Genomic DNA, 24,313 nt, shown 5'->3' on the forward strand with positions numbered 1-24,313 from the left:
GAGCTGTGGCCCAGCTCGCGCATGGAGGTGCGCAGCGCCGCCTGATGGGCGGCGTCCGCGGGGGCGTTCCAGATACGGGCGCCCGGGGTGGGGACCGGGTCGGGCGGGCTGATCTTGGAGAGGAGGGCCTTGAGGCCGTCGATGCGCTCCTCGTCCTCGTGCAGCACATAGGAGAGGTACGGGTCGGACGACTGGTCGGCGATCGTGTAGACGGCGCACCAGGTGGCCAGGGTGGGAACCGTCATCTGGGCCATCAGGGCCAGTGTCTGGTCGCGGTCGAGCGTTCCGGCGAGCAGGTCGGAGGCTTCGACGAGGAAGGAGAGCGAACCGCGGCGCAGACGTTCGAGTTCACCGAGGCGGGCCGATTCGACGGCCAGGGCGATACGGTCCGCGGCGAACTGGAGGCGCAGGGCTTCCTCGTTGGAGTAACGGCCGGCGCTTTCCGCGGCGACGCCCAGGGAGCCGGTGAGCCGGCCCTCGACCTTGAGCGGGACCGTCACGACGGAGCGCATACCGGTGTCGTTGAGCAGCGGGACGGCGCCCGGAACGGCCGTCAGGTCCTCGTGGACGGCGGGCATGCGCGCGGAGCCGTACCGTCCGGTACCGGCCTCCACGGGGACGCGTGCGAAGCGCTGACGGGCGGACGGGAGCCCTGTGGAGGCCCGTACCTCCAGCTCCGTCTCGTCGTCCGTGGCGAGCAGCAGGAAGGCCGAGTCGCCGTCGAGCATGTCGCGGGCGCGTTCCACCGTGCGCTGGAGGAGTCCGTCGAGATCGTCGGGGGCCGGGGAGCCGATGAAGACCTCGAAGGGATCCGCGGCGCGGCTCTCGGCGCCGGCCTCGCTCGGGCCGCGCAGCGGTGTCTGGATGACGGCACGCTCGTAGTCGCGTACGAGGAGGCAGACGGTGGACGGCTCGCCGCGCGTGTCGCGCACCCTGAGATGGGAGGCGTAGACGGGGATGACGCGGCCGTCGGAGGCGCGGATTCCGTAGCTGCCCTCCCAGCGGGAGAGCTGGAGCGCCTCGACGATGCCGGTGCCGAGGCCCGGTGTGTGCGGCCAGGCGGCGATGTCGGGCAGGGGCTTGCCGATGACCTGGTCGGCCGCGTATCCGAAGATGTGTTCGGCGTCCTCGTTCCAGTTGACGACGGCGGAGCCTCGGTCGATCTGGATGACGGCGACCCGTACGCGTTCGTCGGCGACGGGAAGCAGACCGGTGGGCAGGACGGGTCCGGCCGAGCGGGTGCCCACGGGACGCTGGGGCAGGTCGAGCTGGAACCAGACCTGCTTGTACGTGGAGGTGTACTCGACGCCCCAGCGTGAGGCCATGGCGGCGCAGAGCAGCAGTCCTCTGCCGTTCTCGCGGTCGGCGTTGGCGAAGGTCCGTCCGGCGCCCTGGATGGGGATCTCGCGCTCGGGGTAGCGGTCGGCGACCTCGACGCGGACGCCGTCCTCGGTACGGAGACAGAGCACATCGGCGGAGGTGCCGGCGTGGATGACGGCGTTGGTGACGAGTTCGCTGGTGAGGACCACGGCGTCGTCGACGACATCGGCGTAGCCCCACCCGTGGAGCGTGTCGCGGACGAAGGCGCGGGCCGTGGCCACCGACCGTCCGACAGGGTCGAAGGTGGCAGCCGCCCGCGCGGTGACCACAGAACTCCTCGTACGCGTTTCGACGCCCGGCTCCGCCATGATCGGCTCCGCCCCTCCTGGTGCCCGGTGGTAGTACCTTCGCAACACCGCCCCCTGCCGGGCGGACCGGGGTGGTTGGACAGCCGGATGCCAGGTTACTTACCTTCGCTGTCCGAGCGGATGCCGGTCGCCGCTGTTTCCGCCCTCCGAGGACGGGGACGCTAAGCGAAGCCGCCGATCTGTTATGGCCTGGTTCGGACGTGGTGAAACACTGGGCAGGCTTCCGGAGACAGCCCGGCGGTACGGTCAACCCCTGCGGGAGGGACACGGTGGAGTCTGGCACGGCGGCGCGTGGCACGAGTACGCGCGCGAAAGGCGGACGGTCCCGGAGCAATGGGACCTCCGAGGTGGACACGGCAGAGCTGCAGAGACTGCTGGCCGCCTTGGTGTCGATGCGGGACGGCAATTTCCGTAAACGGCTGACCGTCGCCGGTGACGACGTGATGGCGGAGATCGCCGCCGTCTTCAACGAGGTCGCCGACCGCAATCTCCATCTCACGGGTGAGCTGGCCAGGGTGCGCCGTATGGTCGGGCGGGAGGGAAAGCTCACGGAGCGGCTGGAGACGGGCGCCTGTGAGGGCTCCTGGGCCGCCGCCATCGACGCGTCGAACGCGCTGGTGGACGATCTGGCGCGGCCCGTCTCCGAGGTCGGGCGGGTGCTCTCCGCTGTCGCCGAGGGCGATCTGGAGCAGCGGATGGAGCTGCGCTCGCAGTCTCCGGACGGTGCGGAGAGGCCGCTGCGGGGCGAGTTCCTGAAGGTGGCCCGTACGGTCAACAATCTGGTCGACCAGCTCTCCGCGTTCACCGACGAGGTGACGCGGGTTGCGCTGGAGGTCGGTACCGAGGGCAAGCTCGGCGGTCAGGCCAAGGTGCGCGGTATGTCCGGATCGTGGAAGGATCTCACGGATTCGGTCAACACGATGGCGTACCGGCTGACCGCTCAGGTACGTGACATTGCTCTCGTCACCACGGCCGTGGCCAAGGGCGATCTGTCACGCAAGGTCACGGTGCATGTGGCCGGCGAGATGCTTCAGCTCAAGAACACCGTGAACACCATGGTGGACCAGCTCTCGTCGTTCTCCTCCGAGGTCACGCGGGTGGCCCGGGAAGTGGGCACGGAGGGCGAGCTGGGCGGTCAGGCGACCGTGCCCGAGGTGGCGGGGGTCTGGAAGGACCTGACCGACTCGGTGAACACGATGGCCGGGAACCTGACCAATCAGGTGCGCGGTATCGCGGAGGTCACGACGGCCGTCGCCAACGGTGATCTCTCGCAGAAGGTGACGGTGAGCGCGCGCGGCGAGGTGGCGCAGCTCGCCGAGACGATCAACCAGATGACGGAGACGCTCCGTACGTTCGCGGACGAGGTGACCCGCGTGGCGAGCGAGGTCGGCGCGGAGGGGCTGCTCGGCGGCCAGGCGCAGGTGCCGGGCGCGGCCGGGACGTGGAAGGACCTCACGGACTCGGTCAACACCGTCTTCCGCAATCTGACGACCCAGGTGCGTGACATCGCCCAGGTGACGACGGCGGTCGCGAACGGCGACCTGTCGCAGAAGGTCACCGTCGATGTCGCGGGCGAGATGCTGGAGCTGAAGAACACCGTCAACACGATGGTGGACCAGCTCCAGTCGTTCGGCTCCGAGGTCACCCGGGTGGCGCGGGAGGTCGGTGTCGAGGGCCGGCTCGGCGGACAGGCCGAGGTGCCGGGCGCGGCGGGTACGTGGAAGGACCTCACCGATTCGGTGAACACGGCCTTCCGCAACCTCACCGGCCAGGTGCGTGACATCGCGCAGGTGACGACGGCGGTCGCCAACGGTGATCTGACCCAGAAGGTCACCGTCGATGTCGCGGGCGAGATGCTCGAACTGAAGAACACCGTCAACACGATGGTGGCGCAGCTCTCCTCCTTCGCCGACCAGGTCACGGTGATGGCCCGGGACGTGGGTACGGAGGGCCGGCTCGGCGGCCAGGCGCGGGTGGACGGCGTCAGCGGTACGTGGAAGGAACTCACCGACTCCGTCAACTTCATGGCGGGGAATCTCACCGACCAGGTGCGTCAGATCGCACAGGTGACCACGGCGGTGGCGCGCGGAGACCTGTCCCAGAAGATCGACGTGGACGCCCGGGGCGAGATCCTGGAGCTCAAGAACACCATCAATACGATGGTCGACCAGCTCTCGGCCTTCGCGGACCAGGTCACCAGGGTCGCGCGCGAGGTCGGTACGGACGGACGGCTCGGCGGTCAGGCGAAGGTCCCGGGCGTGGCCGGTGTCTGGCGGGATCTGACGGATTCCGTCAACGGCATGGCCGGGAACCTCACCGATCAGGTCCGCAACATCGCGGGTGTCGCGACGGCGGTGGCGCGAGGCGACCTCTCGCAGAAGATCGACGTGGACGCGCGCGGCGAGATCCTGGAGCTCAAGAACACCCTCAACACGATGGTGGACCAGCTCTCCAACTTCGCCGAGCAGGTCACCCGGGTGGCGCGCGAGGTGGGCACCGAGGGCATCCTGGGCGGTCAGGCGGAGGTCCAGGGCGTCTCCGGTACCTGGAAGGACCTGACCCAGTCCGTCAACTTCATGGCGAACAACCTGACCTCGCAGGTCCGCAACATCGCCGAGGTCACCACGGCGGTCGCCAAGGGCGATCTGTCGAAGAAGATCACGGTCGACGCCAAGGGCGAGATCCTCGACCTCGTCACGACCGTCAACACGATGGTCGACCAGCTCCTGAACTTCGCGGACGAGGTCACGCGCGTCGCCCGTGAGGTGGGTACGGAGGGCATCCTCGGCGGTCAGGCCAGGGTCCGGGGCGTCACCGGTATCTGGAAGGACCTCAGCGACAACGTCAACACGATGGCCAACAACCTGACCAGTCAGGTGCGGAACATCTCACGCGTCTCGGCCGCGGTCGCCAACGGCGATCTGACGAAGAAGGTGACGGTGGAGGCGCGCGGCGAGGTCGCGGAGCTCGCCGACACCGTCAACACGATGGTGACGACCCTGTCGTCGTTCGCCGACGAGGTGACCCGGGTCGCCCGTGAGGTGGGCACCGAGGGCGAACTGGGCGGCCAGGCCAGGGTGCCCGGTGTGTCGGGCACCTGGAAGGACCTCACCGAGTCGGTGAACTCGATGGCGTCCAATCTGACCGGCCAGGTGCGCCAGATCGCCACCGTCACCACGGCCATCGCCAAGGGCGATCTCACCAAGAAGATCGACATCGACGCGCGTGGTGAGATCCAGGAGCTGAAGAACACCATCAACACCATGGTCGACCAGCTCTCCTCCTTCGCGGAGGAGGTGACCCGGGTGGCCCGTGAGGTGGGCACGGACGGTCAGCTCGGCGGCCAGGCGCGCGTGCGGGACGTGGACGGCACCTGGCGCGACCTCACCGAGTCGGTGAACGAGATGGCAGGCAACCTGACGCGTCAGGTGCGCGCGATCGCCGCCGTGGCCACCGCGGTGACCCGCGGCGATCTCAATCTGAAGATCGACGTCGACGCGGCGGGCGAGATCCAGGTCCTCCAGGACAACATCAACACGATGATCGCCAATCTGCGGGACACCACCCTCGCCAACGAGGAGCAGGACTGGCTGAAGGGCAACCTCGCCCGTATCTCCGGTCTGATGCAGGGCCGTCGCGATCTCGACGACGTGGCCTCGCTGATCATGAGCGAGCTGACCCCGGTGGTGTCGGCTCAGCACGGCGCGTTCTTCCTGGCGATGCAGACCGGCAACGCGCCCCAGGTCGGTACGGACGGCGTCAGGGACGGCTCGTACGAGCTGTGCATGCGCGGCAGTTACGGCTACTCGGCCGGTTCGATGCCGACGGTCTTCCGGCCCGGCGAGACGCTCATCGGGACGGCCGCCGAGGAGAAGCGCACGATCCAGCTCAATGTGCCGCCGGGCTATCTCAAGATCTCGTCCGGACTCGGAGAGGCGTCACCGGCGCATGTGATCGTGCTGCCGGTGCTCTTCGAGGGGAAGGTCCTCGGAGTGATCGAGCTGGCGTCCTTCCAGCCGTTCACGCACATCCAGAAGGACTTCCTCAACCAGATCGCCGAGATGATCGCGACGAGCGTCAACACCATCAGCGTCAACTCCAAGACGGAGGTGCTGCTGAAGCAGTCGCAGGAGCTGACCGAACAGCTCCGTGAGCGCTCGGCCGAGCTGGAGAACCGGCAGAAGGCCCTTCAGGAGTCCAACGCGGAGCTGGAGGAGAAGGCGGAGCTGCTGGCGCAGCAGAACCGTGACATCGAGGTGAAGAACACCGAGATCGAAGAGGCCAGGCAGGTGCTGGAGGAGCGGGCCGAGCAGCTCGCCGTCTCGATGCGCTACAAGTCGGAGTTCCTGGCGAACATGTCGCACGAGCTGCGCACACCGCTCAACTCGCTGCTCATCCTCGCCAAGCTGCTCGCGGACAACGCTGAATCGAATCTCTCGCCGAAGCAGGTGGAGTTCGCGGAGACGATCCACGGCGCGGGTTCCGATCTGCTCCAGCTCATCAACGACATCCTCGATCTGTCGAAGGTCGAGGCGGGCAAGATGGATGTCAGCCCGACGAGGATCGCGCTGGTCCAGCTCGTCGACTACGTGGAGGCGACGTTCCGGCCGCTCACCGCGGAGAAGGGGCTCGACTTCTCCGTACGGGTCTCGCCGGAGCTGCCCGCGACGCTGCACACCGACGAACAGCGTCTGTTGCAGGTGCTGCGGAATCTGCTCTCCAACGCGGTGAAGTTCACCGACTCCGGCGCGGTGGAGCTGGTGATCCGGCCGGCGGGCGCGGATGTGCCGCACGCCATCAGGGAGCAGTTGCTGGAGGCGGGTTCGCTGCGGGACGCCGACGGCGATCTGATCGCCTTCTCGGTCACCGACACCGGGATCGGTATCGCCGCGAGCAAGATGCGGGTGATCTTCGAGGCGTTCAAGCAGGCGGACGGCACGACCAGCCGGAAGTACGGCGGCACGGGGCTGGGCCTGTCCATCAGCCGGGAGATCGCCCGGCTGCTCGGAGGTGAGATCCACGCGGCGAGCGAGCCGGGGCGCGGCTCGACCTTCACGCTCTATCTGCCGCTGCACCCCAGCGAGCTGCCGCCGCAGGGCTATCCGCAGTTGACGCCCGCGGGTGTGCGGCAGGCGGGGCGCCCGGTGGAGGACGGTACGGGCGAGACGGCGGGACAGCAGCAGGCGGAGGCCGCCTCCCCGGACACCGAGCCCGCGGGTCCCGCCGCGCTCTTCCGGCGCCGTCGCAGGACCCCGCTCGCGGGTCAGGGCTCCGGGCAGCATGGAGGGGGCGCTCAGGTCTCGCGGACCGGGGGCACGGGCTCCTCGGGCCGCCAGGAGTCCTGGACCTCCCGCACGGGCGGTACGGGCCGCCAGGACACGCCGCGCGAGAGCCGTACGTTCGGCTTCGCCGGCGAGAAGGTGCTGATCGTGGACGACGACATCCGCAATGTCTTCGCGCTCACCAGCGTGCTGGAGCAGCACGGACTGTCCGTGCTGTACGCGGAGAACGGCCGCGAGGGCATCGAAGTCCTGGAGCAGCACGACGATGTGACGGTCGTTCTGATGGACATCATGATGCCCGAGATGGACGGTTACGCCACGACGACGGCGATCCGCAGGATGCCGCAGTTCGCCGGGCTGCCGATCATCGCGCTCACCGCGAAGGCGATGAAGGGCGACCGGGAGAAGGCTCTCGAATCGGGCGCTTCCGACTATGTGACCAAGCCGGTTGACCCCGATCATCTGCTGACGGTGATGGAAGACTGGATGCGCCGCGGGTGACCGGCCGCCCGGCGGTGCCGAATTTTCGGAATGTACCGACGGACTGTGCCGGAGGGTGTGTGAGGCGGAGATATTCGGGGAACCTTCTGGTCTCGCGCTACGTTTCTGCTTTGTGCACAGTGACATCACGGTGACAGGGTGTGGCGACAGGCGGGGTGCGGCTACCATGACCGGCACAAGGACGGACGGCGCAAGGGAGTCGTCCCCTGGGGCGGCGCCCGGTATCACGCGGGGCACCGTGAACGGGGGACGTCCCATGCCGGGGCGAGGAGGGCGGGTGGCCATGGTGCAGAAGGCCAAGATCCTCCTGGTCGATGACCGGCCGGAGAATCTGCTGGCGCTGGAGGCCATTCTCTCGGCGCTCGATCAGACGCTGGTGCGGGCATCGTCCGGGGAGGAAGCGCTCAAAGCGCTGCTGACGGACGACTTCGCGGTCATTCTGCTGGATGTCCAGATGCCCGGCATGGACGGGTTCGAGACGGCCGCGCACATCAAACGGCGTGAGCGGACGCGCGACATCCCGATCATTTTTCTCACGGCCATCAACCACGGCCCGCACCACACCTTCCGGGGTTACGCGGCGGGCGCGGTCGACTACATCTCGAAGCCGTTCGATCCGTGGGTGCTGCGCGCCAAGGTCTCGGTCTTCGTCGATCTGTACATGAAGAACTGCCAGCTCAAGGAGCAGGCGGAGCTGCTCAGACTCCAGTTGGCGGGTGCGGGCGACAGCAGGGAGCCGGCCGGTCTGCTCGCCGAACTCTCGGGGCGCCTCGCGGCGGTCGAGGAACAGGCCGAAGCGCTCTCCAAGCAGCTGGACGACGATTCGGCGGATGCCTCCGCCGTGGCGACCGCCGCCCATCTGGAGCGCAAACTCACCGGTCTGCGGCGGGCGCTGGACGCGCTGGAGCCGGGCACGGGAAGTGGTACACCCACACTGCCCTCACAGAGCTGAGAGCGGGCGGGCCTTCACGGAACCGGGAGCGTCACGGACCGCCCCTGGGCGTGATCCGGTGAACGGCGTCAGTTTTCCACGGACTTGTGGCGACACGTACGGGTGAAGCGGTAGGCACACGTGTCGACGGCCGTGCACACCGGTAACCTCACCGTCATGGCCTCACGTACGTCCGGCAAGGGTTCCCAGGGCACGGCGGGCACCGCGAAGCCGCGGGCCGGCCGTACGACCGGCGCCCCGAAGGCGGCACCCGCCAAGAAGACGGCGGCGAAGAAGACGGCGTCGCCCGCGAAAAGACCACCGGCCAAGAAGGCGCCCGCCAAGCAGGCCGCCGCGGCACCCAAGGCGGCGCCTTCCCCCACGGGAGGCGTGTACCGGCTCGTACGCGCGCTGTGGCTCGGCGCGGCCCATGGTGTGGGCGCGATGTTCCGCGGCATAGGGCGTGGTGCGAAGGGGCTCGACCCGGCCCATCGCAAGGACGGTCTGGCCCTGCTGCTGCTCGGCCTCGCCCTGGTCGTGGCGGCCGGCACCTGGTCGAATCTGCGCGGTCCTGTGGGCGATCTGGTCGAGATGCTCATCACCGGCACCTTCGGCCGGCTCGATCTGCTGGTGCCGGTCCTGCTGGGCGCGATCGCCGTACGGCTGATCCTCTACCCCGAGCGGCCCGAGGCGAACGGACGGATCGTCATCGGGCTCTCCGCGCTGGTCGTCGGAGTGCTCGGACTGGTCCACATCGCCTGTGGTGCCCCGGGGCGCGGCGAGGGCACCGAGGCGATCCAGGACGCGGGCGGGCTGATCGGCTGGGCCGCCTCCAGGCCGCTGATCTTCGCCATGAGCGAGGTCCTCGCCGTACCGCTGCTCCTGCTGCTCACCCTGTTCGGTCTGCTGGTGGTCACCGCCACTCCCGTCAACGCCATTCCGCAGCGGCTGCGGCTGCTGGGCACCCGGCTGGGCATCCTGTCCTCGGCCCGCGCGCCGGAGCGTACGGACGGCGAGGGGCCGTACGGGGACGACGAGCGCTACGACGACCACTGGCGCGAGGGACTGCCCGCCGGCGCGCGCCGCGCCTCCGGGCGCCGGAGCGGACCGCAGGGGGAGTACGACCCCGAGCAGGCGGAGGCGGCGGCGCTCTCCAGACGGCGCAGGCCGCGCCCGTCCTCCGTGCAGCCGGCCGTCGACCGCCCCCTGGACGCCGTGGATGTCGCCGCGGCGGCCGCGGCGGCGCTGGACGGCGCGGTGCTCAACGGGATGCCCCCCTCGCCGGTCGTCGCGGACCTCACTCAGGGCGTCTCCGTGGACCGTATGCGCAAGGGCCTCGACGGGCCCGGGGAGCGCCAGGAACGGCCCGAGCGCCCGGCACCCGCACCGGCGTCCGTGCCGACAGCCCGGGAGCCCGGGAAGCGGCCCGCGGGCGCCGTCGCGGATCTGACCAAGCCCGCGCCCCCGATCGACAGACCGCTGCCCCCGCGCGCCGAACAGCTCCAGCTCCGCGGCGACATCACCTACGCGCTGCCCTCGCTCGACCTGCTGGAGCGCGGCGGTCCCGGCAAGACGCGCAGCGCCGCCAATGACGCCGTCGTCGCCTCGCTCACCAATGTGTTCATGGAGTTCAAGGTCGACGCGGCCGTCACCGGCTTCACCCGGGGCCCGACGGTCACCCGCTACGAGGTCGAGCTGGGCCCGGCGGTCAAGGTCGAGCGGATCATCGCGCTCACCAAGAACATCGCGTACGCCGTGGCCAGCCCCGATGTCCGGATCATCTCCCCGATCCCGGGCAAGTCCGCGGTCGGCATCGAGATCCCCAACACCGACCGCGAGATGGTCAATCTCGGCGATGTGCTGCGTCTCGCGGACGCGGCCGAGGACGACCATCCGATGCTGGTCGCGCTCGGCAAGGACGTCGAGGGCGGCTATGTGATGGCCAATCTGGCGAAGATGCCGCACATGCTCGTCGCGGGCGCGACCGGCTCCGGCAAGTCGTCCTGCATCAACTGTCTGATCACCTCGGTGATGGTCCGGGCGACACCGGAGGACGTCCGGATGGTCCTGGTGGACCCCAAGCGCGTCGAGCTGACCGCGTACGAGGGCATCCCGCATCTGATCACACCGATCATCACCAATCCCAAGCGCGCCGCCGAGGCGCTCCAGTGGGTCGTACGCGAGATGGATCTGCGCTACGACGACCTCGCCGCCTACGGCTACCGGCACATCGACGACTTCAACCAGGCCGTGCGCGACGGCAGGGCCAAGACGCCGGAGGGCAGCGAGCGCGAGCTGTCGCCCTATCCATATCTGCTGGTCGTCGTGGACGAGCTGGCTGATCTGATGATGGTCGCACCGCGCGATGTCGAGGACGCCATCGTCCGTATCACCCAGTTGGCCCGCGCCGCCGGAATTCATCTCGTGCTCGCCACCCAGCGGCCCTCGGTCGATGTCGTGACCGGTCTGATCAAGGCGAATGTGCCCTCGCGGCTCGCCTTCGCCACCTCCTCGCTGGCGGACAGCCGGGTCATCCTCGACCAGCCGGGTGCGGAGAAGCTGATCGGCAAGGGCGACGGGCTGTTCCTGCCGATGGGCGCGAACAAGCCGGTGCGTATGCAGGGCGCCTTTGTGACCGAGGACGAAGTCGCGGCGGTCGTCCAGCACTGCAAGGATCAGATGGCGCCGGTCTTCCGCGACGATGTCGTGGTCGGGACGGCGAAGAAGAAGGACATCGACGAGGACATCGGCGACGATCTGGATCTGCTCTGCCAGGCCGTCGAGCTGGTGGTCACCACTCAGTTCGGCTCGACCTCGATGCTCCAGCGGAAGCTGCGCGTCGGTTTCGCCAAGGCGGGCCGGCTGATGGATCTGATGGAGTCGAGGAACATCGTCGGGCCGAGCGAGGGCTCCAAGGCGCGCGATGTTCTGGTCAAGGCGGACGAAGTGGATGGAGTGCTCGCCGTGATTCGCGGGGAGCCTCAACCGTAGGAAAACGGAAATCCCGAGCGAGCCCGAACGAGGCGGAGTGAGTCCGACCGGGTCCGACCGACTTCTGTCGAGTCCGCCCGGCTTCCGCAGACCCTGACAGAACCCGGGCGAATCCGAAGGCAACCGTTTCCCCTGGGTAAACGTCAAGTTGGGGAGGGAGAGCATCATGTCCCTCTGCCACGCCGTCCGGTCATTCCGATGGCGTACAAAGTGCATCCGCCCGGTTGCCCCACCCTTTCGTACCACCCATAGACTGAACGTCCAGCAGGTGGCTACACGCTCGAAAGGCGCCCCCGTGTCCATCGGCAAATCCCCCGACGGCAGTGCCCCCGACGGCAACTCCCCGGAAGATGACCGGAATCCTCCCGAAGACGACCGGAACTCCCAGGAAGAAGAACAGAACTTCCTTGAGGACGACCAGAACTCATCTCTATACGATCAGTCGTTGATCGAAGACGACCGGCCCTCCATCGGCCAGACCCTTCAGCAGGCGCGTGTCGCCGCCGGACTGAGCGTCGACGACGTCAGCGGCTCCACCCGCGTGCGCGTGCCCATCGTGCAGGGGATCGAGCAGGACGACTTCTCCCGCTGCGGCGGCGATGTCTACGCCCGTGGCCATATCCGTATGCTCGCCCGCGCGGTGGGGATCGATCCCGAAGGCCTGGTGGAGCAGTTCGACGCCGAGCACGGCGGCCGTCCCGTACCCACGCCCGCGGCGCCGATGTTCGAGGCGGAGCGGATCCGGCCCGAGCGGCCCCGTCCCAACTGGACCGCCGCCATGGTCGCGGCGATCGTCGCCGTGGTGGGCTTCGTCGGTTTCACGGCGTTCGGCGGGGAGGAGGACGCCGGCAAGGCCAAGCAGGCCGCCGAAGGCCCCAAGCCTCAGAAGAGCAGCGTCAAACCCACGGCCAGCAAGCCGGCTCCCAAGCCCGAACCGTCGGACAGCGCCATCGCGGCGGCGCCGCTCGACAAGGTCACGGTGCGGCTGTCGGCCATAGAGGACAAGAGCTGGATCTCGGCCAAGGCGCACGACGGCAAGCTGCTCTTCGACGGGCTCCTCAACAAGGGCGACTCCAAGACCTTCCAGGACGACGAGCAGATCGATCTCATTCTCGGGAACGCGGGAGCGATCGAGCTGTTCGTGAACGGCAAGAAGGTCGAGGACGAGTTCGAGCCGGGACAGGTCGAGCGACTCACGTACACCCAGGGCGACCCCGAGGCCGGCTGACCAACCCTGCACGCCAGGGGCAGGGCCGGGACAAAGTAGTCTTGAGCCCATGCCCGAACGCCGTACCGTCGCCCTTGTCACACTCGGCTGCGCCCGTAACGAGGTGGACTCGGAGGAGCTCGCAGGCCGCTTGGCAGCGGATGGCTGGGAGCTCGTCCAGGACGCCTCGGACGCGGATGTCGCCGTCGTCAACACCTGCGGATTCGTCGAGGCCGCCAAGAAGGACTCCGTCGACGCCCTGCTGGAAGCCAACGATCTCAAGGAGCACGGCAGGACACAGGCCGTCGTGGCCGTCGGCTGCATGGCCGAGCGGTACGGCAAGGAGCTCGCCGAGGCCCTGCCGGAGGCGGACGGTGTCCTCGGTTTCGACGACTACGCCGATATCTCCGACCGGCTTCGGACCATCCTGAGCGGCGGTGTGCACGCCTCGCACACGCCCCGTGACCGGCGCAGGCTGCTGCCGCTCAGCCCGGTCGAGCGCCAGGGCACCGAGGTCGCGCTGCCCGGGCACGGGCAGACGGCGGCCGAGGTGGTCCCGGCTCCCGAGGACCTGCCCGAGGGACTCGCTCCTGCCTCCGGTCCGCGCGCGCCGCTGCGCCGGCGCCTGGACCGCAGCCCTGTCGCCTCCGTCAAGCTCGCCTCCGGCTGTGACCGGCGGTGCTCCTTCTGCGCCATCCCCTCGTTCCGCGGATCCTTCATCTCCCGGCGGCCCTCCGATGTGCTGGGCGAGACGCGCTGGCTCGCCGAGCAGGGCGTCAAGGAGGTCATGCTCGTCTCCGAGAACAACACCTCGTACGGCAAGGACCTCGGCGACATCCGGCTGCTGGAGACCCTGCTGCCGGAGCTGGCGGCGGTCGACGGGATCGAGCGGGTGCGGGTCAGCTATCTCCAGCCCGCCGAGATGCGTCCCGGGCTGATCGACGTGCTGACGTCGACACCCAAGGTCGCGCCGTACTTCGATCTCTCCTTCCAGCACTCGGCTCCCGATGTGCTGCGCGCGATGCGGCGCTTCGGGGACACCGACCGCTTCCTGGAACTGCTGGAGACCATCCGCGGCAAGGCGCCGCAGGCCGGAGTGCGCTCCAACTTCATCGTCGGCTTCCCCGGCGAGAGCGAGGCGGACTTCGCCGAGCTGGAGCGTTTCCTCACGGGCGCGCGGCTCGACGCCATCGGTGTCTTCGGGTACTCCGACGAGGACGGCACCGAGGCGGCGACGTACGAGAACAAGCTGGACCCGGACGAGGTCGCCGAGCGGCTGGCCCATCTGTCGCGGCTGGCCGAGGAGCTGACCGCGCAGCGGGCCGAGGAGCGGCTCGGCGAGAGCCTTCAGGTGCTGGTCGAATCGGTCGGCGGCGAGAGCGGCGACGAGGACGAAGAGGGCGGCTACGGGGAGGCGGCGATCGGCCGGGCGGCGCACCAGGCGCCCGAGACCGACGGCCAGGTGATCTTCACCTCGGCCGAGGGACTGCGGCCCGGCCTCATGGTCGAGGCGAAGGTGATCGGGACCCGGGGCGTGGATCTGGTGGCCGAGAGCTACGAGCTCGCGGAGCTTTCGGGGCGGCCAGGGCTTCCGGGCCTTCCGGGCCTTCCCGGGGGCGACGCGAGGACCCCGGGCGAGGAGGCGGCCAGATGACCGGAGTCCCGGCGTCCGCGGCCGGGGGCACCGGCGCGAAGCCGGCGCCCGGCGGAAAGCGGGTGGCGGTGGTGGTCGATCAGGCGAGTCTGTGGAACATCGCCAATATCCTCACCATGGTGCGGCTGGTGCTGGTGCCGGCCTTCGTGCTGCTGCTGCTCCAGGAGGGCGGGTACGACCCGGTCTGGCGTGCCTGGGCCTGGGCGGCCTTCGCCGTCGCCATGATCACGGACATCTTCGACGGCCATCTCGCCCGTACGTACAACCTGGTCACCGACTTCGGGAAGATCGCCGACCCGATCGCGGACAAGGCGATCATGGGAGCGGCGCTGGTCTGTCTCTCCGCGCTGGGCGATCTGCCGTGGTGGGTCACCGGAGTCATTCTTTTCCGTGAACTCGGGATCACGCTGATGCGGTTCTGGGTGATCAGACACGGGGTCATCCCGGCCAGCCGCGGCGGCAAGATGAAGACCCTGGCGCAGGGCACGGCGGCGGGAATGTACGTGCTGGCGCTGACCGGGCCGCTGGCCACGCTCCGCTTCTGGGTGATGGTGCTGGCCGTCGTGCTGACGGTGCTCACCGGGCTGGACTATGTGCGGCAGGCGATCGTGCTGCGGCGGCGGGGACTGGCGGCCGAGCGTGCGGCGGCCCGGTCCGCGGTGGCCGGCGGATCGGCTGCGTCCGGTGCCGCTGGTGCGTCCGGTGCTTCCGGCGAGGGTGAGTCCGCGCGGTGACCGGAGGAGCGCCCGGCACCGGGTCCGAGGCCGGTGGCGCGCCGGTGCGCGATCGCGCCGCACGGGTGCTGGGGGCGCTGGAGGGGCTCGGCGCGACGCTGGCGGTCGCGGAATCCCTCACCGGCGGTCTGGTGGCCGCGGAGCTCACATCGGTCCCCGGCGCCTCCCGGACCTTCCGCGGGTCCGTCACGGCCTATGCGACGGCCCTCAAGCGGGACGTACTGGGAGTGGACCCGGTCCTGCTGGCGGAGCGCGGTGCGGTCGATCCCGAGGTCGCGCGCCAGATGGCGGCAGGGGTACGGCGGGTGCTGGGCGCCGACTGGGGCGCGGCGACCACCGGTGTCGCGGGCCCCGACCCGCAGGACGGCCGGCCCGTGGGAACGGTCTACGTGGCCGTCGTGGGGCCGGAAGGCATGGGGAAAGTGACCGCTTTGCGGTTGAACGGCGACCGTGCGGACATCCGTAAAGAGAGTGTACGCAGCGTGCTCGCGCTGCTCCTCAGCGAACTCTCATGGAACGGGCGGGCACAGGATACGGAACAGAACGGGGGGAATTGATGTTTGCAGCCCTGAGTGAACACGACATCGCTCCCCGCACGGCCGCGGCGCGAGGCGGTACGGTGGGGCGTGAAGGATGCGGCTACGCGGTCCGAGGAGGGAGCCACCGATGATTCTGCTCCGTCGCCTGCTTGGTGACGTGCTGCGTCGGCAGCGCCAACGCCAGGGCCGTACTCTGCGCGAAGTCTCCTCGTCCGCCCGAGTCTCGCTCGGCTATCTCTCCGAGGTGGAGCGGGGGCAGAAGGAGGCATCTTCCGAACTGCTCTCCGCGATCTGCGACGCGCTTGACGTACGGATGTCAGAACTCATGCGGGAAGTGAGCGACGAACTGTCGCTGGCCGAGCTGGCGGCGTCGGCGGCCAGTGAGCCGGTGCCCGCGCCGGTACGTCCCATGCTCAATTCCGTCTCTGTGACGTCGGTGGCGGGAGTACCGACGGAGCGGGTGACGATCAAGGCGCCTACGGAGGCGGTGGACGTCGTCGCCGCCTGACGGTGAGTGTTCCGTAGCGTTGCACAGAGCTCGTTACCCAGAGTTGGTCATTTGATGTCGTTCACATGACGTCGGCTGCACAGTGCTTGACGGAAGCCCCGATCGGTCCCGAGGACCGGCCGGGGCTTCTGTCGCTCGCGGACTAAGAAATGACCGTTTTGTGTCATATGTGCCATGGTGGAAAGTGCCTTTGCGAGGAGACAGGGGCGAAGGAACCACGAAAGGAACGGGAGGCCAGGCATGGCTGTTGTGAAGAGCCCTCTGCCCGAGGAGGATCTGAAGCTCGTCGCCGAGACCCTTCAGGGCGCGCTCGTGGACCTGGTGGACATCGCGCTGGTCTCGAAGCAGATCCACTGGAACATCGTCGGGCCGCGCTTCCGCACCATCCATCTTCAGCTCGACAAGGTCGTGTCGATGGCCCGGAAACATTCGGACACGGTCGCCGAGCGGGCTGCCGCGATCGGGGTGACGCCGGACGGGCGGGCCACGACGGTCGCGGCGACGAGCGCGTTCGGCGCGGTCCCCAACGGATGGATCAAGGACACGGACGCCGTACGGATCATGGTGGACGGGCTTGCCTCGGTGATCAGGCAGATGCGTGAGCGCGTCGAGGCGACGGCCGTGCCCGATCCGGTCACTCAGGACGTGCTGATCAAGGTGACGGCGGGTCTTGAGAAACATTCCTGGATGTTCCAGGCGGAGAACGCGTGACAAGGTCAAGACGCTTTTGCGCCGCTGACCTGCATCTTTGAGTGTCGCTGTTGTCGGTGATGTCGGCGGCGTCAGCTTGTGTGACGCATGCGGAACGCATGAAAGAGGCCCCCAACTTCGGCAGTTGGGGGCCTCCTTCAGTGTTACTCAGCGTGGTGACATATGCGTATGTCGCGGGCCTATGTGGCGCATCACGCATCATTCGCCCGACGCCGGTACTCCTCCATCACGCGCCGCAGTACAGCGTCCGCCTCGTCGCCGTGGACCGCGGCCCGCTCGTACTCGGTATACGTGGCGGCATACACCACCACGTCCTTCGGCGCCGTCAGCTTGAGATGCGTCGTGTGCAGTTGTCGGCGGCAGCGCGGGCAGGTGATCAGTGACGCGTGTGGCCGTTCACTGCTCCAGCCCCCGGTCCCGGCTGGCGCGGGGCGCGTGTGGGCAGCCGCTGCCCCAGCAGCTCAGGTTGTGTCGGCCGAGCAGTCGGCAGGCCGCGCGGCGGGGCCCCCAGAAGGTGAGGAAGCCTCTGGGGTCGGTGAGGAAGTGGCGAAGCCAGGCGGAGCGGATATGCCGGTGGAACCGGGGAGCGACGCGGAGACAGGGGTTGCGCCGGTAGGCAGCCTGCCAGCGCTCCAGCACTCTGACGTAGTCCTTGTCCACGTCGAACATGGTCACCACCTCCGTGAAGCTCGGGGCTGCTTGACCGACATCGTCGTGCGGTTGCCCAGGGCTGAGTTGCACCGGCGGTGCGCGCTGCGGGCGTTGGCGGGGTCCAGGAGGTCGCCGCCCTTGGACAGCGGGACCAGGTGATCGAGTGTGAAGGCCAGCGGATGCTGGCCAGCCGCACGGCCCCTGATCTCATACGGGATGTTGTGGCCGCACAGCCAGCAGGGCAGGCCAAGGGCACGTTGCCGGGCGCACAGGTCCCGGTAGCGGCGGCCGTTACGAGGGTTGCTCGGCATCGGCCCGGCCAGCGGCGCGAATGGCCGCCAGGTCGATGGGCCCCGGCACGGCGATGACGGCCGCCAGGCCGAGCATCTGCTTGAGGTGCGCGACCTGTTGGGACGTCAGCGCCGGGGCGTGGCCGATGACGAGGGTGTCGCCGGGCTTGACGATCAGAAGCCGTGACTCGCCCGCAGTGGGCATCGTGTTGCTCCTTCCGGAAGTGACTACGGCCGTTCTTGTGGGTCCTTGCAAGAAGCCCACCGCGCGCGTTCGAATGCCGGTATGCCTTCTTCCTCTCGCCGACAGCGCAGTCGGTTACACATTTCGGTCCGCCGGACCTCTCCGACCCGGCCCGGACCGGCCCGGAGCAGCGATCGACCGGGTCAGCAAAGACAGGTCGGGGAGGGGCGGGAGCGCCCTGAAGGTCTCAACTGGGCCCGCAGGGTGGAACTGGTGTCGGTCTTGATCGCGTCCTTCGTAGCCGTGGTGAGCCTTTGGTATTCCAGCGCTCAGATGCGCCTGAGCAACGAGCAGGCCCGTCAGGAACGAAATGCGGTACGGGAGGAACTCAACCTCACCAAAGAGGGCCAGATCACTGATCGGTACACCGCAGCCGTTGCGATCCTCAGTGACGACGCGATCGACGTGCGCCTGGGCGGCGTCTACGCGTTGCAGCGCATCATGCAGGACTCCCCCCGCGATCACCCCACCATCGCCAATGTCCTCGCTGCCTACATCCGCACTCAGGCCACCAGACCCACGCCCGAAGGTGGGAGACTCCAAGCCGACATCAACGCGGCGTTCAGTGCCCTCGCGACCCGCGACACCAGGCGTGACGCCACTTTCACACTCGACCTAAGCCGGGCCAAACTCTCAGAGGCTCACTTCGCCTCAGAACCACTCCTGCCCACCGTAGGTTCCTCCGTGCCAGCGGCGCCGGTGCACCTGGCTAACGCTGACCTCTCTTTTGTCGACCTGCGCGGTGCGGATATGTACCGCGCAGATATGCGCAGCACGGATCTAGCTTATGCGAACCTGAGGTTTGCGGGCTTAGCTGGCTCGAACTTACATAAAGCCGATCTGAGCAGCGCGAACATATCCGGCGCAGACTTGTCGGCCGCAGACCTCAGCGAGGCACGTCTTTCAGCCGTGAACGCGGACGGCGCATCTTTGAGCGACGCGAATCTAAGCGATGCGAACCTCCGCGGAGCAGTCTTGACCGCAAATTTGATCAACGCAGACCTGAGCGGTGCAGAGCTGAGCGGGGCCATCCTCAGCGGCGCAGACCTCAGTAACGCTGACCTCGGTGACGCTGATCTAAGCGGCGCAAATCTCATGGACGCCGATCTAACCGGCGCAGATCTCACTGACGCAGACCTGAGTAACGCAAATCTGAATGGCGCGGAGATAAGTGGCGCAGACCGGTTCTCGACCGCCCGCATCGACCGGGAGACAAATCTGCCTCCCAGCATCGCTGGAGATCCGGCGAGGCGAAAGCGGATTGTCCCAGCACACTCGTAAGTCCAGGGCTTCAGGCGCGGTCCGTGCGTGGCGAGGGCTCCGGAGCGGCGCAGCGCTGGTCAGGGGCCCTGGTGTCGGTGTCTACTTGGCGGGCACGGTCCACTCCACCGGTTCAGCGAGGCCCTCGGGCGCGTAGACCACGCTCTCGGGCCGGCTGTCGTCCGGGACGGGGTAGACGACCTTCCCTCGGATGCACTTCCCTGCGGTGACGGTCGCGTCGAAGGGGAACTCCGGCTTGGGGAAGTCGTCGTACGTGCTGGAGGGTTCGATGCGGGCGCCGTCGGCGTAGGCGAGGGTCCAGGGCGTCGTGGTGACGGGGAAGCTGCCAGCGTCGCTGCACACCTTCAGTTCCAGGGCGGCCCACTCGTAGCCCGCCGCGCCTATCTCTTCGCTGGCGGAGGCGACGCTCCTCACGCCCTGCTCGTATCCGAGGACCGTGCTGGTGCCCTGGAGGCCGTTGGCCGTGTCCTCCCAGGCGTACGGGGTGCCGATGGTCAGCGGCGCGGCGGGCGTTGGGGTGGGCTCTTCGGTGGTGGTCTCGGCGGCCGGGGTGGTCTCGGCCGGTTGTGCTGTGTCGCTCCCGCTGTCGCTACAGGCAGTGAGTGCGGTGAGGAGCAGTGCGGTGGTGACGGCCGCCGCGGTGGTGCGGGTACGCGTGGTCCCCCCCCAGGACATATGGATGAGGGGGCCATCGTGTCGTGCGCGTATCTGGTGTGTCCGGTCGGTGACCGGTTCGTGACATACGCTCAGGCCACGGACGGTGCCGGGGCCGACAGCGCGCGCACCATGACACAGAATGCGCACGGAGTGATCACCTGTCAATACATCCTGGTCCGGTCCTTGACAGATCAGGCGTCGGGCTGGACGCCGTGGACGGCGCCGTGAATGTCCGCGAGGTCCCACAGTCCCTCGGCGGGGCCGGGGCCGCTGCTCGGGCACCAGCCCTTCGGTGTGATGTCCCGTCGGCGCGCCCACTCGCGGAACGCCGCCCGTTTCATTCCGAGCGAGTATGCGGCCTGGGTGGTGGTGATCAGGGGGCGCCCGTCGCGCCCCAGGGCGGTGAGCATGGTGCCCGTGTGCAGGCTCATTCGATCTTGCCGGTGACCAATGGTGGCGGCGGCCGACGCAGGCCAGCGGCTGCTGCCTCGATTCTTCCTCCGCAGCGTGCTCCCGTACGACCTGCCAAGGGATTCAAGGTCTACTCAAGGTTTCCCCAAAACCGGTGCTGAAGGGTTCCACAGCACGGACGTTCCGATTGAGTGAGGGAGTCTCAGTGTTCAAGGTGACGAAGCTGGCCACCGTCGCGGCGGCCATTACGATCAGTGCCGGTCTGGCAATCCCGACAGCGTCAGCCCAGCCCGCGACGATATCGGCGTACGACAATTGCGCCTCCGGCTGGATCTGCCTTTACAGCCAGACAGGCGGTTTCGGCGAGAAGCTCCAGTTCCAGGACGAGGGCTACTGGCAGAACCTTCGGTTCACCGCAAAGTCCGTTTACAACAATCGGAGCCACGACGCCGCGATCGCCGTCGGTACGGGTGGTTCCGGCGGCTCATTCTGCATCAATTCCGGGTTGAAGAACGGAAACATCACGGGCAAGTCCGTGTATCTGGCGTTCACCGGCAACAACTGCTAGGCCCCAACGCCAGAAGAGACCGAAAGTCCAGTGGCCGTCCTGCATCACCAGCGGCGGCCATTGGCAGGTCTCGGCGATCTCGGGATTGATCAGGCGGGACGATGCACACGTTGGACTCGGCGAGGATCCGCGCGCGGGTCTTGCGGTACTGGTACTCGGTGAGGTCGCTGCTGCCGACCACCGGTCCCCCCGGGTATGCAGAGGACCAGTGGTGCCTGAGTACACCCGGGTCGGTTGAGCAGAAGGTCGGAATCAGAGCCCGGGGCACACGTTCTTGTGGACGGCGTCCACGATCTTGGCGGCGGTGGTCGGTGTGCGGCCCTCGGGATGTGTCGGGCTGGTCCAGCGCCTGCTGGCCATGTCGACCTGCTTGGTCCTGTCGCCCCAGTGGTCCTTCAAGGAGCGGCAGGTGTCCATGGCCCTGCTGACGGCCTTGTCTTCCTTGCCGTGGGCGATGTCGGGATCGATGGCGTTCAGGTCGGCCATGAGTACGGCACTCTGGGCGGCGTTGGGCCTGGCGGGGTAGCCGAGGATGGCGTCGATACTGGCTTTCTGCTCAGGCGTCAATTCCTTGCCTGTGATGGTCGGGAACGGCGTCCGCATCGTGTCGGCAGTTCCGGCGGTGTCGGTGTTGCTGCCGCATGCGGTGAGCGTGGCGAGCAGTAACGCAGCAGCGGTCGTGACGGTATGGATGCGCATGATCCCCCAAGGACATGGTGATGAGGGGGCCATCGTGTCGTGCGCGGGGCTGGCGTGTCTGTCTGGTGACGAGGCTGTGACACGCGGGCGGGTACAGGTGCCCGATGCCCTTTCCTCTGGTCATGGCGTCGTCGGAGGCGTCGGAGGGACGAGTTCCTTGAGCCTTTCCTCGTACTTTTCCTTGATCTCTCTGAGTTTCGCGTCGTAGACCGCATCGATCTCTCTGGCCTTCTCGTCGTACACCTCATCGACGAGACGCTCATAGGCCGTGCTGTCGACGTTCTCGCAGGCCGCCGGGAACCCGACGTCGCCCCCTTCCGTCATGGCTTTGTCGAGGTCCTTCGTCAGGCTGGCCCTGCAAGCGGCGGGGTCTGCGGTTTCGTCGCCCCATGTGCTGAACACGGTGACCACGACGACGATGACAAGCATGACGAGCAGTTCGCCGGTAAAGCGGGTGGCTCGGGCGCGCATGGTCCCCCCTGGACTGTGCGGATCAGGGGCCTATCGTCGCGCGTGGGCGTGGGGTGTGTCTGTTCGGTGACGGGTTCGTGACATGGCGAAGGCCCCGGCTTCGTGGCGCCGGTTTCGGCGCGGCGTTGGCCGGTAAGCGGCTCACGGCCAGGGGCTCGTGGGGAGAGTGTGAGCTCATGTCTGCCTTCCCGTGTGCTTGCCCTGGCCCATCGATCGGTTTGAATTGTTTTCACAAGAACGCCGTTACGGATCCGTGCCCTCGCGTGGGCTTCTACATGGTCCGCGTCGTGCGTGCAGGAAGCTTGCCGCTGTGTAAGGGATGTGCGAACGCGGCGAATATCGCGCGGATGATCGAGGGGGGTATACCAAGGGAGGGGCTTGCCGAGATCTGAGGGTTTCGGAGACCACGAAGGCCCCGTCCGTGAACGGGGCCTTCGGTGTCTGTGGTGTCCGGGCATGCCGAACGCCCCCTGAGTGTTACACCCGGCGTTCTCGGTGGTCAAGCGGCCTTTGCAGCGGCGAGGGCCTGGACCTCGTTGAGATCGACGCGGTCACGGCCGGAGTGGTCGTGGCCATAGCGGGTGAGCTTGCCGCGGTGGAGCCACACGCGGATGGTGCCGGCGCGGATGCCGGTAGCGGCCGATGCCGCGTAGATGTCCACGATGGTCGGGCTGGTCATGCCTTCATGATTCCGCAGGTTGCCCCTGCCCCGGCCTCCGGCCGAGGTAACGAGCCGGGCGGGGGCGGGGTTACGGCCTACGGCCTGTGGATTTGAGGCCGCTTCGGAGTCTGTGGTGAGGTCGGGGGCGGGGCGCCGGGTATCGCACCCGGGTCTGTACCGGTCATGAGTCGGCCGCTCTGCTTGCTGATCTACGCCCCGCCCTGGGGGACAGTGTCGCCCATGCGCGCGGCCCGCCGCGGTGTTCGCGGCGGGGCCCAGGCTGCTGCGGGTCAGTGGTCGCCCAGTGCCTGAGCAGTTCAGCCCTGTTCGTTTGTTGGAAGCAGCCAGGGCTACCAGTTGCGTCGAATCTTGCCGGTTTTGCGAACCTGCCGTGCGAAGACTCTTCCTGCCTCGATCATGTAGCTCGCTCCATCCGCCGTATGTACTTCGATCTCCAGGATTCGACGCTGAAGTTGGGGCGGAAGGTGGGAGTGCGCTGTTGAGCGCTTCTGCCGCCAACGCACGATTGATCGAAGGGGCAGCATGTACGTGATGCCGCGAGGGTCCTGGTAAGGCCGCGCGCCAACCAGCACTGCCGCAAGGCCCGTTCGGAACGGAGACAATGGACCGCATGGCCAAGCAGATCAGACACACCGCTACCGACAAGACCATGACGCTCAGCGAACTCGCGGCCTTTGTGCAGGACGCCCTGAACTCCGGCGCCGACGGCACGGAACGGCTCAAGTCCAACGTGGCGTTCAGCGGACGGGTCAAGGACCTCACAGTCGAGGTGGCAGCACCTCCCCAGGACTCCCTCGGCGCGAAGGCACCCGACTGGGCCTGAAGACCCGGCCCGGCCGCGAACACCGCGGCGGGCTTCTGGCGTCCATTCGCTATGCGGCTGACAGCGGCAGCACCTATGCGAGACGATGCTGTGGAGAACAGAGGGCTCTCATGGACAGATGTAAAGCCGCGATTCAGCACGTTGAGCAAGCACCCGCTGAACGCGTCCGGGCGCTCGCGGACCGCCTCCCTCCCACTGAGACCCCAGTAGCGAGCAGCGTCCGGCTCGCGCAGGACGGCACTGGGAGTCTCGATAGGCTGTGCGTTCACGGTTCCTCGTTTCTCTGGTGGATGAGGTGCCGAGGGGCTGTCAGGACCGTGCGGGTCCGGACGGCCCCGCTTCATGTGTGGGTCAGGCGGCGGGGCGGAGCGGATTGCGGGCCCGGATCCGCCGTGCGGCGATGTATGCGGCGAGCGAGTCCTCGGGGATCCGGATGCCGGGCCGCTTACCGGTGCCGACCGTGACGACGTCCAGATGGCCGGCGGCGACGATGTCGTAGACAGTCGGCCGCGAGACTCGAGCCGGGTCGCCACCTGGGCAGGCTTCAGCAACTGTGGGGCTCTCACGAGAGTTCCGAACGATGATTGGGAGGCTTCTCAATCATCACCGTGAGCACGGGCCGTGGAGTCCCTTCCATTAGGCGCGGTCGGATATGTGATCAGTACGGAGCGAGGGCCGGTCTCCGTTCTTTCCTCCGAGTGGGGATCGGAAACAGGTGCAGTCGCATCTGACGCGATGTGTGCCGCTCTGTGCGAGGCGGAGTGTCCGAGGTCGCGAACGTTCTCTCGCG

Annotated in this window: 22 protein-coding genes and 1 tRNA gene; 12 read left to right on the forward strand and 11 right to left on the reverse strand. The window is 67.8% G+C overall.

All coding sequences use genetic code 11. The features are described 5' to 3' along the window. Positions 1–1,688, reverse strand: a 1,688-nt coding sequence (locus BFF77_RS07060; protein ID WP_141698374.1) for a GAF domain-containing protein, incomplete at its 3' end; no start/stop codon positions are given. A gap of 269 nt (positions 1,689–1,957) precedes the next feature. Between BFF77_RS07060 and BFF77_RS07065 the strand changes: the two genes are divergently transcribed. The 9 genes from BFF77_RS07065 (at position 1,958) to BFF77_RS07105 (ending at position 16,746) form a co-directional block, all read left to right on the forward strand. After that, positions 1,958–7,471 (forward strand): HAMP domain-containing protein, encoded by a 5,514-nt coding sequence (locus BFF77_RS07065; protein WP_211280175.1) that lies wholly within the window; start codon positions 1,958–1,960, stop codon positions 7,469–7,471. Between the two features lie 283 nt (positions 7,472–7,754). Further along, the gene (locus tag BFF77_RS07070; protein ID WP_066945033.1) at positions 7,755–8,423 is read left to right on the forward strand and encodes a response regulator; all 669 of its coding nucleotides are present in this window, start codon (positions 7,755–7,757) and stop codon (positions 8,421–8,423) included. A gap of 156 nt (positions 8,424–8,579) precedes the next feature. Beyond that, the gene (locus BFF77_RS07075; protein ID WP_066945077.1) at positions 8,580–11,393 is read left to right on the forward strand and encodes a DNA translocase FtsK; all 2,814 of its coding nucleotides are present in this window, start codon (positions 8,580–8,582) and stop codon (positions 11,391–11,393) included. Positions 11,394–11,661: 268 nt separating this feature from the next. After that, positions 11,662–12,621 (forward strand): helix-turn-helix domain-containing protein, encoded by a 960-nt coding sequence (locus BFF77_RS07080; protein WP_425424348.1) that lies wholly within the window; start codon positions 11,662–11,664, stop codon positions 12,619–12,621. A 49-nt stretch (positions 12,622–12,670) separates the two neighbouring features. Beyond that, positions 12,671–14,254: a 30S ribosomal protein S12 methylthiotransferase RimO gene (gene rimO, locus BFF77_RS07085; protein WP_079124903.1), complete on the forward strand. Its 1,584-nt coding sequence runs from the start codon at positions 12,671–12,673 to the stop codon at positions 14,252–14,254. Next, on the forward strand, positions 14,251–14,988 hold the full coding sequence (gene pgsA, locus BFF77_RS07090) for a CDP-diacylglycerol--glycerol-3-phosphate 3-phosphatidyltransferase (protein ID WP_066945036.1): 738 nt from the start codon (positions 14,251–14,253) through the stop codon (positions 14,986–14,988). Before rimO ends, pgsA begins: the two co-directional genes overlap by 4 nt. A 44-nt stretch (positions 14,989–15,032) precedes the next feature. Further along, entirely contained in the window at positions 15,033–15,545 is a 513-nt protein-coding gene (locus BFF77_RS07095; protein ID WP_066945082.1) for a CinA family protein, read from the forward strand. Between the two features lie 109 nt (positions 15,546–15,654). Continuing rightward, positions 15,655–16,035: a helix-turn-helix domain-containing protein gene (locus BFF77_RS07100; RefSeq protein WP_066945038.1), complete on the forward strand. Its 381-nt coding sequence runs from the start codon at positions 15,655–15,657 to the stop codon at positions 16,033–16,035. A 240-nt stretch (positions 16,036–16,275) separates the two neighbouring features. After that, the gene (locus tag BFF77_RS07105; protein ID WP_066945041.1) at positions 16,276–16,746 is read left to right on the forward strand and encodes a Dps family protein; all 471 of its coding nucleotides are present in this window, start codon (positions 16,276–16,278) and stop codon (positions 16,744–16,746) included. A 396-nt stretch (positions 16,747–17,142) separates the two neighbouring features. Here BFF77_RS07105 and BFF77_RS07110 read toward each other — a convergent pair whose 3' ends face one another. The 3 genes from BFF77_RS07110 to BFF77_RS07115 are packed head-to-tail and all read right to left on the reverse strand — an operon-like array spanning position 17,143 to position 17,892. Continuing rightward, on the reverse strand, positions 17,143–17,415 hold the full coding sequence (locus BFF77_RS07110) for a hypothetical protein (protein ID WP_066945044.1): 273 nt from the start codon (positions 17,413–17,415) through the stop codon (positions 17,143–17,145). A 2-nt stretch (positions 17,416–17,417) separates the two neighbouring features. Next, positions 17,418–17,708, reverse strand: coding sequence for an HNH endonuclease (locus BFF77_RS32880; RefSeq protein WP_079124904.1), 291 nt, complete (start codon positions 17,706–17,708; stop codon positions 17,418–17,420). After that, positions 17,689–17,892: a hypothetical protein gene (locus BFF77_RS07115; RefSeq protein WP_066945047.1), complete on the reverse strand. Its 204-nt coding sequence runs from the start codon at positions 17,890–17,892 to the stop codon at positions 17,689–17,691. The genes BFF77_RS32880 and BFF77_RS07115 overlap by 20 nt, the downstream gene beginning before the upstream one ends. Before the next feature lie 252 nt (positions 17,893–18,144). Between BFF77_RS07115 and BFF77_RS07120 the strand changes: the two genes are divergently transcribed. Next, the gene (locus BFF77_RS07120) at positions 18,145–19,212 is read left to right on the forward strand and encodes a pentapeptide repeat-containing protein (RefSeq protein ID WP_245703294.1); all 1,068 of its coding nucleotides are present in this window, start codon (positions 18,145–18,147) and stop codon (positions 19,210–19,212) included. A gap of 81 nt (positions 19,213–19,293) precedes the next feature. Here BFF77_RS07120 and BFF77_RS07125 read toward each other — a convergent pair whose 3' ends face one another. After that, the gene (locus tag BFF77_RS07125) at positions 19,294–19,887 is read right to left on the reverse strand and encodes a hypothetical protein (protein WP_066945051.1); all 594 of its coding nucleotides are present in this window, start codon (positions 19,885–19,887) and stop codon (positions 19,294–19,296) included. A 173-nt stretch (positions 19,888–20,060) separates the two neighbouring features. After that, positions 20,061–20,300, reverse strand: a complete 240-nt coding sequence (locus BFF77_RS07135; protein ID WP_141698375.1) for a hypothetical protein — start codon at positions 20,298–20,300, stop codon at positions 20,061–20,063. Between the two features lie 185 nt (positions 20,301–20,485). On the opposite strand from BFF77_RS07135, the gene BFF77_RS07140 reads away from it, so the two are divergent. Next, positions 20,486–20,848: a peptidase inhibitor family I36 protein gene (locus tag BFF77_RS07140; RefSeq protein ID WP_066945057.1), complete on the forward strand. Its 363-nt coding sequence runs from the start codon at positions 20,486–20,488 to the stop codon at positions 20,846–20,848. 252 nt (positions 20,849–21,100) lie between these two features. On the opposite strand, the gene BFF77_RS07145 is transcribed toward BFF77_RS07140, so the two are convergent. The 4 genes from BFF77_RS07145 to BFF77_RS07160 form a co-directional block, all read right to left on the reverse strand. Further along, complete coding sequence (locus BFF77_RS07145; protein WP_245703295.1) at positions 21,101–21,547, reverse strand: hypothetical protein; 447 nt, start codon at positions 21,545–21,547, stop codon at positions 21,101–21,103. Between the two features lie 120 nt (positions 21,548–21,667). After that, positions 21,668–22,018, reverse strand: a complete 351-nt coding sequence (locus BFF77_RS07150) for a hypothetical protein (protein WP_066945060.1) — start codon at positions 22,016–22,018, stop codon at positions 21,668–21,670. Between the two features lie 499 nt (positions 22,019–22,517). After that, entirely contained in the window at positions 22,518–22,697 is a 180-nt protein-coding gene (locus tag BFF77_RS07155) for a hypothetical protein (protein ID WP_066945062.1), read from the reverse strand. Between the two features lie 127 nt (positions 22,698–22,824). Next, a tRNA-Met gene (locus tag BFF77_RS07160) sits at positions 22,825–22,898 on the reverse strand. Between the two features lie 412 nt (positions 22,899–23,310). Here BFF77_RS07160 and BFF77_RS07165 point away from each other — a divergent pair. Continuing rightward, positions 23,311–23,523 carry a hypothetical protein gene (locus tag BFF77_RS07165; protein WP_141698376.1) on the forward strand — a complete coding sequence of 71 codons (213 nt, stop codon included), beginning with the start codon at positions 23,311–23,313 and terminating at the stop codon, positions 23,521–23,523. Between the two features lie 351 nt (positions 23,524–23,874). On the opposite strand, the gene BFF77_RS38070 is transcribed toward BFF77_RS07165, so the two are convergent. Continuing rightward, on the reverse strand, positions 23,875–24,123 hold the full coding sequence (locus BFF77_RS38070; RefSeq protein ID WP_107422095.1) for a helix-turn-helix domain-containing protein: 249 nt from the start codon (positions 24,121–24,123) through the stop codon (positions 23,875–23,877). Between the last annotated feature and the right edge of the window lie 190 nt (positions 24,124–24,313).

Source organism: Streptomyces lushanensis (genome assembly GCF_001700515.1).
Classification (GTDB): Bacteria; Actinomycetota; Actinomycetes; order Streptomycetales; family Streptomycetaceae; genus Streptomyces; species Streptomyces lushanensis.

Excerpts from the sequence above, each read along its gene's own strand:
- BFF77_RS07070 (WP_066945033.1), top strand. The coding sequence starts at position 7,755 with ATGGTGCAGAAGGCCAAGATCCTCCTGGTCGATGACCGGCCGGAGAAT.
- BFF77_RS07075 (WP_066945077.1), top strand. The coding sequence starts at position 8,580 with ATGGCCTCACGTACGTCCGGCAAGGGTTCCCAGGGCACGGCGGGCACC.
- rimO (WP_079124903.1), top strand. The coding sequence starts at position 12,671 with ATGCCCGAACGCCGTACCGTCGCCCTTGTCACACTCGGCTGCGCCCGT.
- pgsA (WP_066945036.1), top strand. The coding sequence starts at position 14,251 with ATGACCGGAGTCCCGGCGTCCGCGGCCGGGGGCACCGGCGCGAAGCCG.
- BFF77_RS07100 (WP_066945038.1), top strand. The coding sequence starts at position 15,655 with ATGATTCTGCTCCGTCGCCTGCTTGGTGACGTGCTGCGTCGGCAGCGC.
- BFF77_RS07105 (WP_066945041.1), top strand. The coding sequence starts at position 16,276 with ATGGCTGTTGTGAAGAGCCCTCTGCCCGAGGAGGATCTGAAGCTCGTC.
- BFF77_RS07110 (WP_066945044.1), bottom strand. The coding sequence starts at position 17,415 with ATGTTCGACGTGGACAAGGACTACGTCAGAGTGCTGGAGCGCTGGCAG.
- BFF77_RS32880 (WP_079124904.1), bottom strand. The coding sequence starts at position 17,708 with ATGCCGAGCAACCCTCGTAACGGCCGCCGCTACCGGGACCTGTGCGCC.
- BFF77_RS07115 (WP_066945047.1), bottom strand. The coding sequence starts at position 17,892 with ATGCCCACTGCGGGCGAGTCACGGCTTCTGATCGTCAAGCCCGGCGAC.
- BFF77_RS07125 (WP_066945051.1), bottom strand. The coding sequence starts at position 19,887 with ATGTCCTGGGGGGGGACCACGCGTACCCGCACCACCGCGGCGGCCGTC.
- BFF77_RS07135 (WP_141698375.1), bottom strand. The coding sequence starts at position 20,300 with ATGAGCCTGCACACGGGCACCATGCTCACCGCCCTGGGGCGCGACGGG.
- BFF77_RS07145 (WP_245703295.1), bottom strand. The coding sequence starts at position 21,547 with ATGCGCATCCATACCGTCACGACCGCTGCTGCGTTACTGCTCGCCACG.
- BFF77_RS07150 (WP_066945060.1), bottom strand. The coding sequence starts at position 22,018 with ATGCGCGCCCGAGCCACCCGCTTTACCGGCGAACTGCTCGTCATGCTT.
- BFF77_RS07155 (WP_066945062.1), bottom strand. The coding sequence starts at position 22,697 with ATGACCAGCCCGACCATCGTGGACATCTACGCGGCATCGGCCGCTACC.
- BFF77_RS07165 (WP_141698376.1), top strand. The coding sequence starts at position 23,311 with ATGGCCAAGCAGATCAGACACACCGCTACCGACAAGACCATGACGCTC.